Raw genomic sequence first — 18071 nt, forward strand, 5'->3', positions numbered from 1 at the left:
GGCCCCTGCTTTCGCAGGGGCACGAACGGCTATGAAAATCGCCATGCTCGCGCCGATCGCGTGGCGCACCCCGCCGCGCCATTATGGTCCTTGGGAGCTTGTCACGAGCCTGCTGACCGAAGCGCTGGTCGCGCGCGGCATCGACGTAACCCTGTTCGCGACGCAGGATTCGCTGACCACCGCCCGGCTCGCCGGGGTGGTGCCGCGCGGCTATGAGGAAGACCCCGCGATCGACGCGAAGGTGTGGGAATATGCCCATCTCTCGCACCTGTTTTCGCGCGCTTCGGCGTTCGACCTGATCCACAATCAGGCCGACTTCCCCGCCCATGCCTTTGCCCCGCTCATCGCCACGCCCATGGTGACGACGATCCACGGCTTCTCGTCCGAACGCATCCTGCCGATGTACAAGCCGTTCGAGAACCGCGTGCACTATGTCGCGATTTCGGAAGCCGACCGGCACCCGGCACTGCGCTATGCGGCGACGATCCATCACGGCATTCCGCTCGCCGACTTCCCCTTCGACCCGCACGGCAGCGACGACCTGCTGTTCTTCGGCCGGATGCACCCCGACAAGGGCGCGGCCGAGGCGATCGCCGTCGCCAAAGCCACCGGCCGCCGGCTGAACCTGTATGGCATCATTCAGGATCAGGGCTATTTCGACCGCGAAGTGGCGCCGCATCTCGATGACCGCATCGTCTATCACGGCCCCGTCGGCGGCGAGGCGCGGGTGCGCGCGCTAGGTAACGCCCGTGCGCTTCTCCACCTCATCAACTTCGACGAACCCTTCGGCCTTTCGGTAATCGAGGCGATGGCCTGCGGCACGCCGGTGATCGCGATCCACCGCGGGTCGATGCCCGAACTGATCGACAACGGCGCCACCGGCTTTCTGGTCGATACCGCCGAGCAGGCAGTCGAGACCGTCGCCCGCACCGCCACACTCGATCGTGCCGCCTGTCGCCGCGCGGTCGAGACGCGCTTTTCGGTCGAGGCGATGGCCGACGCCTATATTGCGCTGTACCGCCGCATCCTCGGCTGAGCCTATTCGGCGGCCAGCAGGCTCTCCGCCCCGCCCAGATCGACCGACACCAGCCGGCTCACCCCGCGCTCGACCATGGTGACGCCGAACAGCCGGTGCATCCGGCTCATCGTCGCGGCATTGTGGGTGACGATCAGGTAGCGCGTCTTCGTCTCGCGCGTCATCCGCTCGAGCAAATCGCAGAAACGATCGACATTGGCGTCGTCGAGCGGCGCATCGACTTCGTCGAGCACGCAGATCGGCGACGGCTTGGTGAGGAACAGCGCAAAGATCAGCGCCACGGCGGTCAGCGCCTGTTCGCCGCCCGACAGCAAGGTGAGCGATTGCAGCTTCTTGCCCGGCGGCTGGGCCATGATTTCCAGCCCGGCTTCCAGCGGATCGTCCGAATCGACCAGCGCCAGATGCGCCTGGCCGCCGTTGAACAGGGTGGTGAACAGCGTGCGGAAATGGCCGTCCACCGCCTCGAAGGCAGCGAGCAGCCGCTGGCGCCCCTCGCGGTTGAGCGTGCCGATCGACCCACGCAGCTGGTTGACCGCCTGGATCAGCTCGTCGCGTTCCTTCGCGTTGCTGGTAAAGGCGGCCTCCAGCTCGGCCAGTTCGCTCTCGGCGACAAGGTTGACCGGGCCGATCCGCTCGCGCTCGACGGTCAGCTTTTCGTGCGCAGCCGATTCCTCCTGCGGGGAGCGGACGCTCTCCTCGGCAAAGCCAGCCTTCTGGGGAAGGAGCGGCGGCGGGCATTCGAACCGCTCGCCCGACAGCCGGCCCATCTCCACCCGGCGCAGATCCTGATTCTCTGCGCGGGCGGCGGCTCCGGCGCGCGTCTCCCGCGCCTCGGCCAGCGCTTCATTGGCAACCCGCACCGCCGCCTCGGTCGCGCGCACGGCGACATCGGCATCGCGCTCTGCGGCCTGCGCCGTCAGCGAGGCGATCCGCGCCGATTCCGCTGCTCCCTCGGCCTCGGCGATCTCCGCCGCCAGCTTGGCGGGGCGTCCGGCCAGCGCTTCGGCCTCCTCGGCGAGCTGGGCGGCGCGCTTGTCCATTTCCGCGCCGCGTTTCGCGGCATCGCCGGCGCGCGACTTCCAGCTCTTACTCTCAGCGAGCGCCGCCGCCTGGCGTTCGCGCGCCTGGGCGATCTCGCGTTCCAGCGAGGCGCGCTCCGCCCGCGCCGTCGCCACCGCACCGCGTCGCACATCGGCCTCGCGCGACAGGGTGGCGACGCGCTCGCGGGTGGCGCTGCCGTCGGGGAGTGCCGCCTTGGCCGCCTCGGCCCGCGCCAGTTCGGCCTGCGTCTCGTCCATCTCGGCGGCGACACGCGCGCGGCGGCTTTCCAGATCGGCCCGCTGCGCCTCAAGCCGTTCGAGCTGGCCGGTCGCGCGATCCTCGGCCCGCGCCGCATCGCGCGCCGCCGTCTCCGCCAGCCCGAGCAGCCGACGATTCTCCGCCGCCTTCGCCCGCGCGGCACCGATCGACGTATCGATCCCGCGCAGCGCCGCATCGGCCTTCTCCACGGCCTCCGCCGCCGCCGGGCGCGCCGCCTGCAACGCCGCCAGGCGGTTGATCCGCTCCAGCCGCTCCGCCGCCGCCGCACCGCCCGAGCGGGCGACATAGCCGTCCCAGCGGCGCAGCACGCCCGCCAGCGTCACCAGCCTTTGCCCGACCGCCAGCGTCTGCCCCTCGTCCCGCTCCGCCACCAGCACCTGCGCCAGCCGCCGGGCGAGTGCCTCGGGTGCCTGGACATGGCTCCCCAGCGTCACCGTCCCCGCCACCGCACCCGGGTCGCCCGGCTGCGGCGCCGCCCCGGCCCAATAGCGTGTCCCCGCAGCATCGAGCCCGGCTTCGAGATCGTCGCCCAGCGCCGCCGCGAGCGCACGCTCATAGCCCGGATCGGCGCGCACCCGGTCGAGCAGCCGGTCCTTGCCCGAAGGCTGGGTCGCTTTGGCCAGTGCGGCGGTTTCGCTGTCGATCTGGGCAAGTTCGGCATGGGCCGCCGACCGCGCCGATTGCGCCCCGTCGCGCGACGCGATCGCGCTGCGTTCCTCCGCCTCGGCCTCGGCCAGACCGGCCCGCGCCGCCTCGATCTGCGCCAGCGCTGTAGTGCGCGCCTCGCCCGCGCGGCGCCGTTCTTCCTGCAGCGGTTCGGCACTGCCCAGCGCGCGCAATTCACCCTCGACCCGCGCCTGATCGCGCGCCACCCGGTCGATCCGCGTCCGCGCCGCCGCCAGCGCGGCCTCGGCCACGCGCGCCTCGGCCGCTTCGCTCGCCTGCGCGGCCAGCGCCTGGGCGAGCGCCACTTCGGCATCACGCGCGGCGCTTTCCGCCTCGGCCAGCGCCGCATCGAGCGTCGGCATCCGCGCGCTGGTTTCGGCGATCCGTCGGTCGAGCGCCGCCGCTTCCTCGCCCAGCCGGGCCAGCGCCTCGGCCGCGTCGCGGGCGAGCGCGCCTTCGCGGGCGCGGTCTTCCTCCAGCCGTCGCTGCGCCTCGGCGACTTCGCCGATCCGCCGCTCGACGCCGTGCCGCGCACTGCGCAGCGTGGCGAGCCGGTGCTGGGTGTCGCTTGCCCGGTCGCGGAGCTGCAGCGCCTCGGCACGCAGCTTCGCCAGCGCTTCAGCGGCGGCCTGTTGCGCGGCGGCGGCTTCGTCGTGGCGAGCGGTGCGCTCGGCCACCAGCGCCTCGGCAGCGGCGGCTTCCTTGCGCGCGATGTCCGCGGCCTGCGCGGCATCGCGCCAGCGGGCGAAGATCATCCGCGCCTCGGCGACGCGGATACGATCGGAGATTTCCCGGTAGCGCTCGGCCTGCCGCGCCTGCCGTCGCAGTGCCGCCGCGCGGTTTTCCTGATCGCCGATCAGCTCGTCGAGCCGGGTGAGGTTCGCCTCGGTCGCGCGCAGCTTCTGCTCGGCATCGCGGCGGCGGACGTGAAGGCCGGCAATTCCCGCCGCTTCCTCCAGCATCGCGCGGCGCTCGCCCGGCTTGGCGGCGATGATCGCGCCGATCCGCCCCTGGCTGACCAGAGCCGGCGAATGCGCGCCGGTCGCGGCATCGGCAAAGGCGAGCGCCACGTCTTTCGCCCGCACATCGCGGCCGTTGAGGCGATAGGCGGAACCGGCGCCGCGCTCGATGCGGCGGACGATTTCCAGCTCGTCGTCCTGCCCGTCCATATCGGCAAGGACCGAGACTTCGGCAAAATCGCGGGCCGGGCGCGTGGCCGTGCCCGCGAAGATCACATCATCCATGCCCGATCCGCGCATCGACTTGGCGCTGGTTTCGCCCATCACCCAGCGCAGCGCTTCGAGCAGGTTGGATTTGCCGCAGCCATTGGGGCCGACGATGCCCGTCAGCCCCGGTTCAATGCGCAAGTCGGCCGGGTCGACGAAGCTCTTGAAGCCGGTCAGCCGTAGCCGCTTGATCTGCATCGGCGTGGCGGCGTTACCGCGCGCCGGCCTGCTGGAGCAGCGGTTCCAGCCGCTCCCAGCGATCGGCATCGTTCTTCACGCCGTTGATGAAGAAGCTGGGCGTGCTGTTCACGCCATAGACGCTGCCGCCATCGCTATAGACCTTGGCGATTTCCTCGATCTTCTTCTGGTCGGTAAGGCAGGCGCGCGCCTGCGCTTCGGTCAGCCCGCGCTGCTTCATGAAATCGACCATGCCCAGCGCATCGGCAAAGGCGACCGCCGCCTGCGGGGCGGTCATCTGCTGGACCTGCTGGATGAAATCGGGGCGGTTCTTCACCAGATTCTCGGTGCGGTCGAGCACCACCGGCTGGTTGGCGAAGAACTGGTCCATCACCACGAAGAAGCTCTCGGTCGGCACGCACTGGTTGAGCAGCGCGGCGGCGAGGTCGGGGGCGCCGTGGATCAGGAAGTCACGGAATTCATACGAGACCTTGCCGGTCTTGATATATTTCTCGCGCAGCGGCTCCACGCCGGTCGCGGCAAAGGCGCCGCAGGCCGGGCAGTTGCGCGAGCCATATTCGACCAGCTTGATCGGCGCATTGGGATTGCCCTGGCGATAACCGCCATCCTTGGTTTTTTCGACCACGTCGGTCCATTGCTTGCCGGCCGGCGGCGCCACGGCGGCGACGGGCGCGGCGGACTGGACGGGCGCGCTGCCATTGGCGGCGCCATTGCCGGCAGTGTCGGCGGGCTTGCAGGCAACCAGCGCGACTGCGGGAATCAGGGCCAGGGCTAGACGCATCGAAAATATCTCCAGTTTATCGGCTCACGCGCCGGCGGCACGCAGTTCGGGGATCAGATATTGCCAGGTGATCGCACGCACCTTGCGGCCGTTGACGAAGAAGGACGGGGTGCCGTTCACGTCCGTCCGGCTTGCGGCGTCGGCATTGGTCTTGGCAATGCGTTCGATCAAGGGCTTGCTGGCCAGGCACTGCCGCGCCTGCGCCTCGGGCAGGCCGTGCGCCTTGACGAAGGCGAGCATCCCCAGCCCTTCCGCAAAACGGGCCGCCATATGCTCGGGCGGCAGCTTCTGCCACGCTGCCAGCTTGTCAGCACCGTTCTTCTCGAGCGCGATCAGCCGTTCCTCGAACGCGGGCTGGTTCGCATAGATCGCGTCGAGCAGCGGGAAGAAGTGCTGCGGCCCGACGCACTGGTTGAGCAGCGCCAGCGCAAAGTCGGGCGGGCCGTGCACCAGAAAGTCGCGATATTCATAACTCACGCGCCCGGTAGCGATATAGTCGCGGCGCAGCGGCGCCACCCCTTCCTGCGCGAACATGTAGCAGGTGGGGCAGGTGCGCGAGCCATATTCGACCAGCTTGACCGGCGCATTCGGATTGCCCTGGCGGAAGCCGCCTTCGGGCGTGATCGCCACCACCGCGAGCCAGTTGGTCGCGGCCGGGCGCGGTGCGGGCGTCGCGCTGACAAGAAGCGGCAGCAGGGCAAGGGAAAGAAGGAAGCGCAGCATCTGTTTCCTGCGGTCAGTCGATACGGCCGAAGCCGGGTTGCTCGTCGCTGGCGGCAACGCCGGCGGCAAGCGATTCGAGCACGGCGCGCAGCTCCGGATCGGCGATGCCGCGCAGGCTTTCGCCCATCGCCGGCGACAGTGGCTTCAGGCTGGGCGGCGGCGCCGGCTTTTCGGCGCGGCGTATCTCGCCGTGGCGGATCGCCAGCCGGGCGACGGCGGGATAGCCGAAGAAGCGGTTCACCCGATCGATGATCTCGGGCGAGACATGCTGCATCATCGGCGCAAAGGCACCCGAGACGAGCAGCGAGAGCACGCCTTCCTCACGCTTGCCGCGCGGAAAGCGAATCGATTCGGGCATCGAGACGCGGGCATAGCGCTCGCCGACAATCTCGCTCCAGCGACTGACCACGGCATGCTGGACGAAGCCGAACTTGCGGAATGCCGCGCCGCCCACTTCGGGCAGCAGCTCGGAAACCGCGCGCGGGCGGTTGGCGCGCTGTGGCTCGGGGCGCGGCTGGCGGGTCGTGGCACGGGGGGGCTTCGTCATTACGCCCTTCCCATGCCATAGGCAGGGCGTGCCCGACAACGCCTCTCGCGCAATCGCGCCCCTGCTCCTCGCCTGGTACGATGCCCATGCCCGGGCGCTGCCCTGGCGCGCGCCGCCCGGCAGCAACGCCACCGATCCCTATCGCGTCTGGCTGTCCGAAGTGATGCTGCAGCAGACCCAGGTCGCCACCGTCATTCCCTATTTCGAGAAATTCACGGCCCGCTGGCCCGATTTCGCGAGGCTGGCGGCGGCCGAGGATGCCGATCTGATGGCCGCCTGGGCGGGGCTCGGCTATTACGCCCGCGCCCGCAACCTGCTCGCCTGCGCCCGCGAAGTCGCGCGGCGCGGCGCGCTGCCCGATACCGAGGAAGGGCTGCGCGAACTGCCCGGAATCGGCGCCTATACCGCCGCTGCCATCGCCGCGATCGCGTTCGGGCGACGCGCCGTGGTCGTCGATGCCAATGTCGAGCGAGTCGTGACGCGGCTGTTCGCACTCGAGCAGCCGCTCCCTGCCGCACGACCGGCGATCCGCGACCTGACCGACAGCATTACCCCCGATGCCCGCGCCGGCGACTTTGCCCAGGCGATGATGGATCTGGGCAGCATGGTCTGCACCGCGCGCAGCCCGCAATGCCTGCTCTGCCCGCTGGCCGGGCATTGCACGGCACGCGCCGGGGGGCAGCCCGAACGCTATCCGTTAAAGGCGGCCAAGGCCCCCAAGCCGCAGCGCCACGGCACGATGTTCTGGCTGGAGCGGGACGGCGCGGTGCTGCTCGTCCGCCGGCCCGACAAGGGGCTGCTGGGCGGCATGCGCGCGCTGCCCACCGGTCCCTGGGCCGATACGCCGCCGGGGCTGGTGGATGCCCCCGCGCGCGCCGCCTGGCGCATGCTGCCGGGCCAGGTGCGACACGGCTTCACCCATTTCGATCTCGACATCACGCTTGCTGCCGCTCCGCTGCCGGGCCATGCAGCGCCACCGCAAGGTGAATGGTGGCCGATCGCCGAACTTGAGTCGGCGGGGTTGCCGACGGTATTCGCCAAGGCGGCACGACACGTTCGGAGGATGCGATGCGAATCGGACTGGGCATTGGATTGATCGGCACGCTGGCGCTGGGTTTCGCGCCCGTTGCGCTCGCACAGCAGGTTGCGCCCAGCGCGACCGAGGCACTTGCCAAACGCTATGTCGCCGAAAAGCGGGTGCCCGGCATCGTGATTGCCTATAGCCGAGGGGATGCGGCGCCCACGGTAATCGCCGAGGGCCGGATCGCCGACGAGCCGACGGCCGCGCCCGCCACGATCGACAGTCTGTGGCGCGTCTATTCGATGACCAAGCCGATCACCGGTATGGCGGCGATGATCCTGATCGAGGAAGGCAAGCTGAAGCTCGATCAGCCGATCAGCGACTTCATCCCCGCCTTCAAAGCGATGCGCGTGCTGGTCGATCCCGCCAAGGATCTCACCAGCCGCCCGGCGACCCGCCCGATCACGGTGCGCAACCTGCTCACCCACACCGCCGGGCTGGGCTATAACATCATCACCACCGGGCCGCTGCTCAACGAATATAACCGGCTGGGCATCAACCCGGCGCAGGTGAGCGCCGCCTTTGAATCGACCGCGCGCCCGCTGCGCCCGGCGACGCTGGAGGAATTTGCCAACCGCACTGCCACCCTGCCGCTGATTGCCGAGCCGGGCACGAAGTTCAGCTATTCTATCGCCCTCGACGTGCTGGGCCGGGTGATCGAGGTGGCAAGCGGCCAGCCTTTCGATCAGTTCGTCAACACGCGCATCCTGAAGCCGCTGAAGATGGACGAAAGCTACTGGACGGTGCCTCGCGACAAGGCAGCCATGCTGGCGACCGACTATGCGATCTTCCAGGGCAACCGCGTGCCGGTCGATCCTGGCGCCAGCTCGGCCTGGATTACGCCGCCCAGCTTTCCCTATGGCGGCGCCGGGCTGGTGATGTCGGCGCGCGACTATGACCGGTTTCTCCACATGCTCGTCGATGGCGGCGAACTGGACGGGGTGCGCGTCCTGAAGCCGGAAACGGTGCGCCTCGCCATGTCGGACCTGCTGCCGCCGGGCGTCGACAAGACGCTGCTCGAAAAAATGACCGGCGACACCGGCGTGCCGATGGGCTTCGGTGCCGGCGGTTCGGTCTATCTCGCCGATCGGCCCGGCGGGCCGGGCAAGGGCACCTATGGCTGGGGTGGCGCTGCAGGCACGATCGGCTGGGCAGACCCCGTCCACAAGGTGCGTGCGACCGTGATGATCAACCTGTTGTTCGGCGAGCTGCCGCTGAAGCGCGAAGCCGGGCTGGCAATCTATACCGATCTCGCCCGGTGATCGCCCCCGGCTTTACCGGCGGCACGCTCGACCGTGCCGACCCGGTTCGTCACACGCCCGAACGGCTGGAAGCCGCGCTGGCTGATCCGCGCGCGCGGCTGTTGCTGCTCGACGGGCTCGATCCGCAACTGGATGGCGAGGGCCGGCTGGTCTGGACCGACCTTGCCAGCGCGGCCACGCCGCTGCTGTTCCTGGGCTATGACGACGGGGCGCCGCGCTTCGTCGCCACCCTGCCGCCAGGCGTGCAGGCGCCGGCGGGGCGCAGTCCCGCGCTATTCGCGGTGCTCGACAGCATCCGCCCGGCCGATGCCGCCCATTATGCCGCCGCGCGCAGCCTCGTCGACTGGCACGCGCGTGCCGGCTTCTGTGCGCGCTGCGGCCATGCGACCGGCATCATTCGTGCCGGCTGGGGTCGGCTCTGCCCGAATTGCGGGGCCGAGCATTTTCCACGCGTCGAGCCGGTCGTCATCATGCTCGCCGAATATCAGGGCCGGGTACTGCTCGGCCGCCAGCCGGCCTGGCCGGCGGGGCGCTATTCGGCGCTGGCCGGCTTCCTGGAAGTTGGCGAATCGATCGAGGATGCCGTGCGCCGCGAAACTTTCGAGGAAGCCGGCGTGCGCGTGGGCGCGGTGCGCTATGTCGCCAGCCAGCCCTGGCCCTTCCCGTCCTCGCTGATGATCGCGTGCATCGGCACCGCCGAGGATGACGCGATCACCCTCGATACGCACGAACTGGAAGATGCCGGCTGGTACGACCGCACGGCGGTGCAGCAGGCGCTCGCCCGCGATCCCGCCGCGCCGTTCCTTGCGCCGCCGCGCTACGCCATCGCCCACAGCCTGCTCCAGGCCTGGGTCGACGGCGCCTGATCGCTCAGGGTCGCGGTCGCGCCTGCGGATAGGTGCCGAGCACGCGCAGCGACTTGCAATGAAAGTGCAGTTCCTCCAGCGCCCGTGCGACTGCGGGATCTTCAGGGCTGCCGACAATGTCGCAATAGAATTCGGTGGCCGCGAAGCTGGCGCCGCGCTGGTAGCTTTCCAGCTTGGTCATGTTGACACCGTTGGTCGCAAAACCGCCCAGCGCCTTGTACAGCGCGGCCGGAATGTTCTTCACCTCGAACACGAAGGTGGTGATGAACGGCCCGGGGCCGGTCGCGGCCGGTGCAGCGCGGGCGAGCACGACGAAGCGGGTCATGTTGTGCGCGGCATCGGCAAGGTCGGTCGCCAGCAGGTCGAGTCCATAGAGTTCGGCAGCCGGCGGCGGCGCCAGCGCGGCAATCGCCGGATCGCCGATCTCCGCCACCATCGCGGCGGCGCCCGCCGTATCGGGATAGGCGACCGGGCTGATGCCGTGCGCCTTCAACCAGTGGCGGCACTGGCCCAGCGCCTGCGGATGGCTCATCGCCTCGCGTACGCCCTCGATCGGACCCTTGCCCATCAGTCCGTAGCGAATCGGCAGAAAATGCTCGCCGGTGATCACCAGACCCGATTCGGGCAGCAGAAAATGGATGTCGGCGACGCGACCGTGCAAAGAATTTTCGATCGGAATCATCGCACAGTCGGCGCGACCTTCCTTGACCGACTCGATTGCGTCCTCGAACGAAAAACAGGGCAGCGGAAGACAATCCGGAAAAGCCTCTAGTGCCGCGACATGCGAATTTGCCCCCGGTGCGCCCTGGAACGCTACGGCATGCTGGGGATTTTGCTCGGCGGCGGCAATCATACGCGCCACGATCGGTCGGGCAGGGGCTGCGAAATTCTCCATAAGGCGCGGGCGCTAGCCGCAGCAGGGCGCGGCCGCAAGTGCGCTTGCCTTCCGGCGCGGCGCAGTTCTAAAGGAACGGAGTATTTGGCAGGGGCGGATGATGGACAATAAGTTCAATACAATCGCTGGTTGGGCACTGGCTGGTGGCATAGCGGCACTGGGCCTTTCGATCGCCAGCGGAATGCTGTTCCATTCCGAAAAGCCGGAAAAGCCCGGCTATGTCGTGCAGGCCGATGAAGCTGCCGGCGGCGCCGGTGCCGGCGCGGTAGAGCCGCTGGCCGTGCGCCTTGCAAAGGGCGACGCCGCCAAGGGCGAAGCCGGCTTCAAGCAGTGCGCCTCGTGCCACACGATCAATCAGGGCGGCGCCAATGGCATCGGCCCGAACCTCTATGCCACGCTGGGCGAACCGATCGGCCAGGGCAAGGGTGGCTTCGCCTTCTCCGATGCGCTGAAGGGCGTCGGCGGGAGCTGGGATCTCGACAAGATGGATGCGTGGCTGACCAGCCCGCGCAAATTCGCCCCCGGTACCAAGATGACCTTCGCCGGCATCGCCGATCCGCAGCTGCGCGCAAACGTGATCCTGTACCTCAACAAGCAGGGCTCGAACCTGCCGCTGCCGGCGGCCCCCGCCCCCGGCGCCGCGCCGGACAATGCCAGCGCCCAGGGCGGCAATGCCGTCGAGGGCGCCGATGTCTCGACCAATGTCAGCCAGGCGACGCCGGGTGCCGGCACCCCCGCCAAGAGCAACCAGCCGCAGATCCAGGCCGAAAAGAAGCGCTGATTTTTCAATGCCTTCCGGGATGACCGGAGGCAGGCACGTTTGGCAACGGTACCACGTCATCCCGGCGAAAGCCGGGATCCATTATCGCTGATGTCGCGGTTCTTTCCTCGAACCTAGTGGGGCAATGGATCCCGGCTTTCGCCGGGATGACGGTTGTTTCTGATGCGCCGCTGTACCTGGCTCCCAATTCGTCGCCCGGCCTTGCAATCGGCGCAACGATCCCCATTTGTTCCGTCGCCGCGCACCACGGCACGCTCTTTGAACCTTTCGGTCAAGCCCGTCCGCAGGATGGCAAAAAATGCGTCCGGGCCTAAACTTCCTAAACTTTGTAGGACGCTCAGCGCCCCGAAGCTTCCTTGTTCCGCCAGAAATCCTGCACGATTTCCCAGCCTTCCTCGGCAGTTTCGCAAAAGTGGAACAGCTTCAGGTCGCGCGGCGAAATCACGCCTTCCTCGCACAGCGCCTCGAAATTGACGACGCGGTTCCAGAACTCCTTGCCGTAGAACAGCACCGGAATCGGATCGATCTTGCCCGTCTGGATCAGGGTGAGCAGCTCGAAGCTTTCGTCGAACGTGCCGAAGCCGCCCGGGAACACCGCCACCGCACGGGCGTGCAGCAGGAAATGCATCTTGCGCAGCGCGAAATAGTGGAACTGCATCGACAGGCCGGGGGTGACATAGGGATTCGGCGCCTGTTCGTGCGGCAGCACGATGTTGAGGCCCACCGTTTCCGCCCCCACGTCCCGCGCGCCGCGATTGGCGGCTTCCATGATCGAAGGGCCGCCGCCCGAAGTGACGACGAAATGCTTCTTCCCTGCCGCATCGAGCGGGAAATTGCTGGCGATCTGGCCCAGGCGGCGCGCCACATCATAATATTTGGCCTTGGCGACCAGCCGCTCGGCGATCCGCTTCTGCTCTTCGGTCTCGGCGAGCGCGAGAACGGCCTCGGCCTTGGCCGGCTCCGGAATTCGCGCCGAGCCATAGATCACGAAGGTCGAGGCGATATTCGCCTCGTCGAGCAGCAATTGCGGCTTCAGCAGTTCGAGCTGGAAGCGCACCGGCCGCAGATCCTCGCGCAACAGGAAATCCATGTCCTGGAAGGCGAGCCGGTAGGCGGGGTGTTCGGTCTGCGGCGTGCCGCTGGCGGTATTGGCGGTCTCCGCCTCCTGCTGGGCAGGACGGAAGACGCGCGACGGGACTCGGGTGTCGCTCATCCGCGCCCGCTTAGGCCTGATTGCGCCCTTTGCAAAGGGTCAGGCGCAGAACGGCCCGCGCCCCATATCGAGATGGAAATGGTCGCGATGCGCGTAATTGTAGTTGGGGCTCAACACGGTCTGGAAGCGCTTGCAGGCCGAAGCATGGATCGTATCGAGGAAGCGCCGCACCGCCGGATCGCTGGTCCGCCAGTCGTTCAGGATGGTAATGCGCCGGCCATCGGCAAGAAGGAAGCCCGATACGTCGACGGCATTGGCGCGGCCATGTTCGGACAGCTTGTTCGCCGATTGCGGATTGCCGACGATGCCGCGGCAGACATAGGTGCCGAACGTCTCGATCTTCACCACGTCGCTGCCGAGAAACTGGTGCGCGGCGGGCACGACCGCAAACCGCACCCAGTTCGTGAAGCTGCGGGCGAGGCCGCAGCGCATTGCCTTCAGCCCGGTGACCGGGATGCCGATGTCGAGCAGCTGCACCGTGCCGAGCAACACGCAGCCGCTGCCATAGTCCTTGTCGGGCAACGGGCGAAAGACGACCTGCGCGCGGGTAAGGTCGGTATAGCATTGCTGCGTGTCGCGCAGCGTCGGCCCGTTCAGCGTAATCGGGCCGCCGGGCCGCTCGCGAATGGGTGCAGGGTGCTGCTGACGCCCGCCGCTGCCGAAGACGCAGGCGCCGAGCAACAGCGGCGCGACCAGAACCAGAAACCGCGAACCGGGCATGGCCAGGGACATATCAACTTTGCGCGCGCGATGCTGCCCCCAAAAAAAGCGCGCCCTGCTCCGGCCCGCCCGCGGAAGACACGGGCGAGCCGGTATGGAGCGGATCAGCGGTCGCGGCGGCCGAGCAGGCGCAGGCGCAGCGCCTGCAGCTTGATGAAGCCGGCGGCGTCGCGCTGGTCATACGCGCCCTGATCGTCCTCGAACGTCACGACCTTTTCGCTGTACAGGCTGTCGGGCGACTGGCGGCCGATCACATGCACGCCGCCCTTGTACAGCTTCAGACGGACGGTGCCGTTCACCTTCGCCTGGCTGTGGTCGATCGCCGCCTGCAGCATCTCTCGCTCGGGGCTGAACCAGAAGCCGTTATAGATCAGCTCGGCATAGCGCGGCATCAGTTCGTCCTTCAGATGCGCCGCACCCCGGTCGAGCGTGAGTTGCTCGATGGCGCGGTGCGCGGCGTGCAGGATCGTGCCGCCCGGCGTCTCGTACATGCCGCGGCTCTTCATGCCGACGAAGCGGTTCTCGACCAGGTCGAGCCGGCCGATGCCGTGCGCGCGGCCCAGTTCGTTGAGCGCGGTGAGAAGTGCCGCCGGCGACAGCGGATTGCCGTCGATCGCCACCGCATCGCCCTTCTCGAAGTGAATCGTCATCACATGCGGCGTGTCAGGTGCGTCTTCCGGGTTCACCGTGCGCGAGAAGACGTAGTCGGGCACCTCCTCCCAGGGATCCTCGAGCACCTTGCCCTCGGACGAGGTGTGCAGCAGGTTCGCGTCGGTCGAGAAAGGCGCCTCGCCGCGCTTGTCCTTGCTGACCGGAATCTGGTGCTGCTCGGCAAATTCGATCAGCTTGGTGCGGCTGGTCAGGTCCCATTCGCGCCACGGCGCGATCACCTTGATGTCGGGCGCCAACGCATAATAGCCGAGCTCGAAGCGGACCTGGTCGTTGCCCTTGCCGGTGGCGCCATGGCTCACCGCGTCGGCGCCGACTTGTCTGGCGATCTCTATCTGGCGCTTGGCGATCAGCGGCCGCGCGATCGAGGTGCCGAGCAGGTACAGGCCCTCATATTGCGCATTGGCGCGCATCATCGGGAACACGAAGTCGCGGACGAATTCCTCGCGCAGATCGTCGATGAAGATATGCTCGGGCTTCACACCGGCCATCTCCGCCTTCTTGCGTGCCGGCTCCAGCTCCTCGCCCTGGCCCAGATCGGCGGTGAAGGTCACCACTTCGCACTGATAGGTCTGCTGCAGCCATTTCAGGATCACGCTCGTGTCCAGACCGCCCGAATAGGCGAGGACGACGCGATTGATCTTATCCGACATGGGGCAGCGACTCCGGCAAGAATGGGAACGCGCGCCCTGTAGGGCCCGTGCGCCCGGCGCGCAACTCCGGACCCGCCGCGCCGCTGTCTCGGGGAAATTGGCGAGACTCGCCGAAGGAGAGCGAAGCATCGCAAGTGGCTTAAATCAGACAAATAGCATCTGTATCGCTGGAGTAGCACGCCAATACACACGCGAAGCAATTGATTTTCATATATATTATACGTTTGACAGCACCATAAATATATTATCTGGTATACGATACTCGGGGCGAAGAGGGATGCAAGACGCGCTCCGAGCGGGAAGAAAAAGGGGAATTTCCAATGAAAATCTCGCGACTGCGGTGCTCCCGCAGCCTCCTTCGTGCGTCCGTTGCAACCGCAACATTGACACTGCTATCAGCGGCCCCGCTTACGGTCGCGCACGCGCAGGGCTATTCGACGATCCGTGCAACCGGCCGCGTTGTCGACGCCGAAGGAAAGCCCATTGCGGGCGCCACCGTTTCCGCCAAGTCCGAAGGCCAGGGCTTCACCCGTACCGCGACGACCAGCAGCGATGGCAGCTACAGCCTGCCCGAGCTGCCGTCGGGGTCCTACAGCTTCACCATCACGGCCTCCGGCTTTCCCACCTATGAGGAAAACAGCATTCGGCTGGGTGCCGACAGCGCCGGGAACACCTTCACCCTCACCGCTGAGGGGACCAACGAAGTGGTGGTGCAGGGTAAGCGCGTGGCGACAGTCGATTTCGACCGCACGACCACTGGTCTCGTGCTTGATGTCGCTGAAGTAGGCCAGCGCGTACCGATCGCTCGAAACATCCAGTCGGTCATCCAGCTCGCACCGGGCGCCAATGCCGGCTCGAGCGCCTTTTCCGGCCTGAGTTCGATCAATGGCGGCGCCGTCTCGGAAAACGCCTTCTTTGTCAATGGGCTCAACATCACAGACTTCCGCAAGGGCCTTAGCCCTGTCGATGTGCCCTATGACTTCTACCAGACAGTCGAAACCAAGACGGGCGGTTATGCCGCCGAGTTCGGACGTTCCACAGGCGGCTTCATCAACGCCACCACCAAATCGGGCAGCAACGATTTCCATGGATCCATGTTGTTTACCTGGAATCCGAACGAGTTGCTGTCGAAGACTAAGGATACGATCTACAGTGACAATGTGAATGGGTCTTCCGAATCCAAGTCCTTTGTGGCCACCTTGTCCGGACCGATCTGGAAGGATCACCTGTTCTTCTTCGGCCTTTATCAGTCGCGCGACAACAGCAGTGTCAGCGCCGGAACCGAATACAACTTGACAACGAAGACGAAGCAGGGAACCTCGCGCTCCTTCTATCATTCGGGAACCCCCTTCTACGGCGGGAAGATCGACGCCTACATCAACGACCAGAACCATTTTGAGTTTACGTACTTCAATACGTCCCAAAATCCTACGACCAACTATTATGGTAGCACCTCGACGGTACGATATGATCGAGTCCGTAATATCGATGGCCCGTACACGGGCAGCGTATATAGCAACTATGGCGGTGAGAATTATGTCGGCCGCTACACGAGCGTTATCAGCAGCTGGCTGACCTTCTCCGCTGCCTATGGTCGTGGCGAAAACAACAACAACTATCGCAGCGTCAACGCGGATTCTAAGATCGTTCCCGGCGTTACCGATGCGCGCAACAATCCGTCGGTTTCTTTGACCAACGCCGGCGGCGGCGTGGGGATCAACCACGATATACGCAAATTCTATCGGGCGGACGTCGATGTCTATGCCAACTTCCTTGGCAAGCATCACATCAAATTCGGCTATGACCGTGAGGAACTTTCTTCCGAGAACAAGCAACTCGGTTCCGGCCTAGGTTACAGCTATGTCATCTACCGCGCGAAGCAAGGCGATCAGTTCGGTTTGCCAGTCGGTACCGATTATGTGCGCCAGACCTATTATTCGAACATCGGCAGTTTCACGTCTCGTAATGAAGCCTTCTATGTCGAAGACGCTTGGTCGCTGTTCAACGGGCGCCTGAATCTAAGCCTAGGTCTGCGCGATGACCGGTTCCTGAATAACAATTCTGCCGGTCAGAAATTCTACGAGTCTGGCGATCAGTGGGGCCCCCGCCTGGGCTTCACGTTCGATCCGTTCGGGAACCGCACCGACAAGATTTATGGCAGCTTCTCGCGCATGTTCCTGCCGGTAGCCTCGAACACCAACATCCGCCTGACCGGTGGCGAAACATATTACACCCGCACCAACCTGCTGGGTGGGATCGGTCCCGACGGGGTTCCCACCCTCGGCGCGCCGGTACTGTATTCGGGCGCGTCGGCTTGCCCGGATGACAAGGTCGTCAACTGCGACGTCACGGGCAGGGGCTTGCCCATCCCGGTGGATTCGGCGGTCGCCAAGAATCTGAAGCCACAGTCCGAAGACGAGTTCATCCTCGGCTATGAAAAGCGGATCAACCGCTGGCGTTTGGGCGTTTATGGCACCTACACGCGCCTGAACGAAGTGCTGGAAGACTCCGCGATCGACGGCGCGGTCAATAAATATTGCACCGCCAACGGTATCACCGGCTGCGACCAGATCTGGACTGGCTTCACGCAATACGTGCTGAACAATCCGGGTCAGCCGATCACCGTCCAGCTCGCCGCCCCGATCAACGGCGAAGCCAATCCGCGCACGGTGACGTTAACTCCATCGCAGCTCGGCTATCCTCGTGCGACACGTACCTACAAGGCGATCACCTTCGAAGTGGGTCGCGAATTCGACGGCAAGTTCGAGATCAATGCCTCCTATGTATTATCCTGGACCAAGGGCAATTACGAAGGCGGCGTGAAGACGGACAACGGGCAGTCGGATACTGGCCTCACGGAGGACTTCGACCAGCCGGGTCTGACCTACGGGACCTATGGTTATTCGCCGAACGACCGCCGCAACGTGTTCAAGCTGTGGGGGTCTTACGCACCGACCAAGTCCATCACCCTGGGCTTCAACTTCTCGGCCACCTCGCCGCGGCATTATGGCTGCATCGGCATGGTGCCGTCGTCGGTCGATCCTTATGCACGTGCCTATGGGGCGGCGGGCATGTATTGCCGCGTCCTGTCGAACGGGCAGATCGACACCGATCCGACGATCCCTGCAAGCCAGGCGCCGATCAAGCTGGTACCTCGTGGATCGGTCTTCACCAATGACTGGGTGTTCGGCAACGATCTGACGGTCGCGTGGAAGACAAAGGTTGGCCGGTCGGAATTCGGGCTCAACCTCACGGTCTTCAACGCACTGAATCTGCACGCGAAGACCGACTTCAACGAATATGGTACGGACGGAAACGGGGTCGCCAGCCCCTATTATCACACGGTCACCGGCTATCAGGGCGCGCGTTCTGCTCGCCTGCAGGCCCGTATGTCCTTCTAAAAATCCCTCGCTCCGGTGGTCGCCTCCAACAGG

At 66.1% G+C, this 18071-nt stretch carries 14 protein-coding genes; 6 read left to right on the forward strand and 8 right to left on the reverse strand.

The window, feature by feature from the left end:
* Window positions 1-31: 31 nt before the first annotated feature.
* A complete protein-coding gene (locus ACT53M_RS09495; RefSeq protein WP_476232936.1) occupies window positions 32-1036 on the forward strand; it encodes a glycosyltransferase family 4 protein in 1005 nt (334 codons plus the stop codon).
* 2 nt (window positions 1037-1038) lie between these two features.
* On the opposite strand, the gene ACT53M_RS09500 is transcribed toward ACT53M_RS09495, so the two are convergent.
* Genes ACT53M_RS09500 through ACT53M_RS09515 form a run of 4 tightly spaced genes read right to left on the reverse strand, consistent with a single transcriptional unit; the run spans window position 1039 to window position 6497 of the window.
* Window positions 1039-4446, reverse strand: coding sequence for a chromosome segregation SMC family protein (locus ACT53M_RS09500; RefSeq protein ID WP_476233238.1), 3408 nt, complete (start codon window positions 4444-4446; stop codon window positions 1039-1041).
* Between the two features lie 13 nt (window positions 4447-4459).
* Window positions 4460-5227 (reverse strand): thioredoxin domain-containing protein, encoded by a 768-nt coding sequence (locus ACT53M_RS09505; protein ID WP_476232938.1) that lies wholly within the window; start codon window positions 5225-5227, stop codon window positions 4460-4462.
* Window positions 5228-5251: 24 nt separating this feature from the next.
* On the reverse strand, window positions 5252-5950 hold the full coding sequence (locus ACT53M_RS09510) for a DsbA family protein (protein ID WP_476232940.1): 699 nt from the start codon (window positions 5948-5950) through the stop codon (window positions 5252-5254).
* Between the two features lie 13 nt (window positions 5951-5963).
* On the reverse strand, window positions 5964-6497 hold the full coding sequence (locus ACT53M_RS09515; RefSeq protein ID WP_476232941.1) for a DUF721 domain-containing protein: 534 nt from the start codon (window positions 6495-6497) through the stop codon (window positions 5964-5966).
* Between the two features lie 28 nt (window positions 6498-6525).
* Here ACT53M_RS09515 and ACT53M_RS09520 point away from each other — a divergent pair, with 28 nt between their 5' ends.
* Genes ACT53M_RS09520 through nudC form a run of 3 tightly spaced genes read left to right on the forward strand, consistent with a single transcriptional unit; the run spans window position 6526 to window position 9706 of the window.
* Window positions 6526-7593, forward strand: coding sequence for an A/G-specific adenine glycosylase (locus ACT53M_RS09520; protein WP_476232943.1), 1068 nt, complete (start codon window positions 6526-6528; stop codon window positions 7591-7593).
* Entirely contained in the window at window positions 7566-8840 is a 1275-nt protein-coding gene (locus ACT53M_RS09525; protein WP_476232945.1) for a serine hydrolase domain-containing protein, read from the forward strand. Before ACT53M_RS09520 ends, ACT53M_RS09525 begins: the two co-directional genes overlap by 28 nt.
* Entirely contained in the window at window positions 8837-9706 is an 870-nt protein-coding gene (gene nudC / locus ACT53M_RS09530) for an NAD(+) diphosphatase (RefSeq protein ID WP_476232947.1), read from the forward strand. The genes ACT53M_RS09525 and nudC overlap by 4 nt, the downstream gene beginning before the upstream one ends.
* A gap of 4 nt (window positions 9707-9710) precedes the next feature.
* On the opposite strand, the gene ACT53M_RS09535 is transcribed toward nudC, so the two are convergent.
* Window positions 9711-10601 (reverse strand): prephenate dehydratase, encoded by an 891-nt coding sequence (locus tag ACT53M_RS09535; protein WP_476232949.1) that lies wholly within the window; start codon window positions 10599-10601, stop codon window positions 9711-9713.
* 100 nt (window positions 10602-10701) lie between these two features.
* Here ACT53M_RS09535 and ACT53M_RS09540 point away from each other — a divergent pair, with 100 nt between their 5' ends.
* Window positions 10702-11382, forward strand: a complete 681-nt coding sequence (locus ACT53M_RS09540; RefSeq protein ID WP_476232951.1) for a c-type cytochrome — start codon at window positions 10702-10704, stop codon at window positions 11380-11382.
* A 337-nt stretch (window positions 11383-11719) separates the two neighbouring features.
* On the opposite strand, the gene ACT53M_RS09545 is transcribed toward ACT53M_RS09540, so the two are convergent.
* From ACT53M_RS09545 to ACT53M_RS09555, 3 genes are all read right to left on the reverse strand, one after another.
* Window positions 11720-12595 (reverse strand): LOG family protein, encoded by an 876-nt coding sequence (locus ACT53M_RS09545; protein WP_476230084.1) that lies wholly within the window; start codon window positions 12593-12595, stop codon window positions 11720-11722.
* A 39-nt stretch (window positions 12596-12634) separates the two neighbouring features.
* Window positions 12635-13327 carry an extensin family protein gene (locus ACT53M_RS09550; protein ID WP_476232954.1) on the reverse strand — a complete coding sequence of 231 codons (693 nt, stop codon included), beginning with the start codon at window positions 13325-13327 and terminating at the stop codon, window positions 12635-12637.
* 92 nt (window positions 13328-13419) lie between these two features.
* Complete coding sequence (locus ACT53M_RS09555; protein ID WP_476232956.1) at window positions 13420-14637, reverse strand: argininosuccinate synthase; 1218 nt, start codon at window positions 14635-14637, stop codon at window positions 13420-13422.
* Window positions 14638-15020: 383 nt separating this feature from the next.
* On the opposite strand from ACT53M_RS09555, the gene ACT53M_RS09560 reads away from it, so the two are divergent.
* Window positions 15021-18038 carry a TonB-dependent receptor gene (locus ACT53M_RS09560; protein WP_476232958.1) on the forward strand — a complete coding sequence of 1006 codons (3018 nt, stop codon included), beginning with the start codon at window positions 15021-15023 and terminating at the stop codon, window positions 18036-18038.
* The last annotated feature ends 33 nt before the right edge of the window (window positions 18039-18071 follow it).

It is taken from the genome of Sphingomonas sp. DMC6, assembly GCF_056314225.1.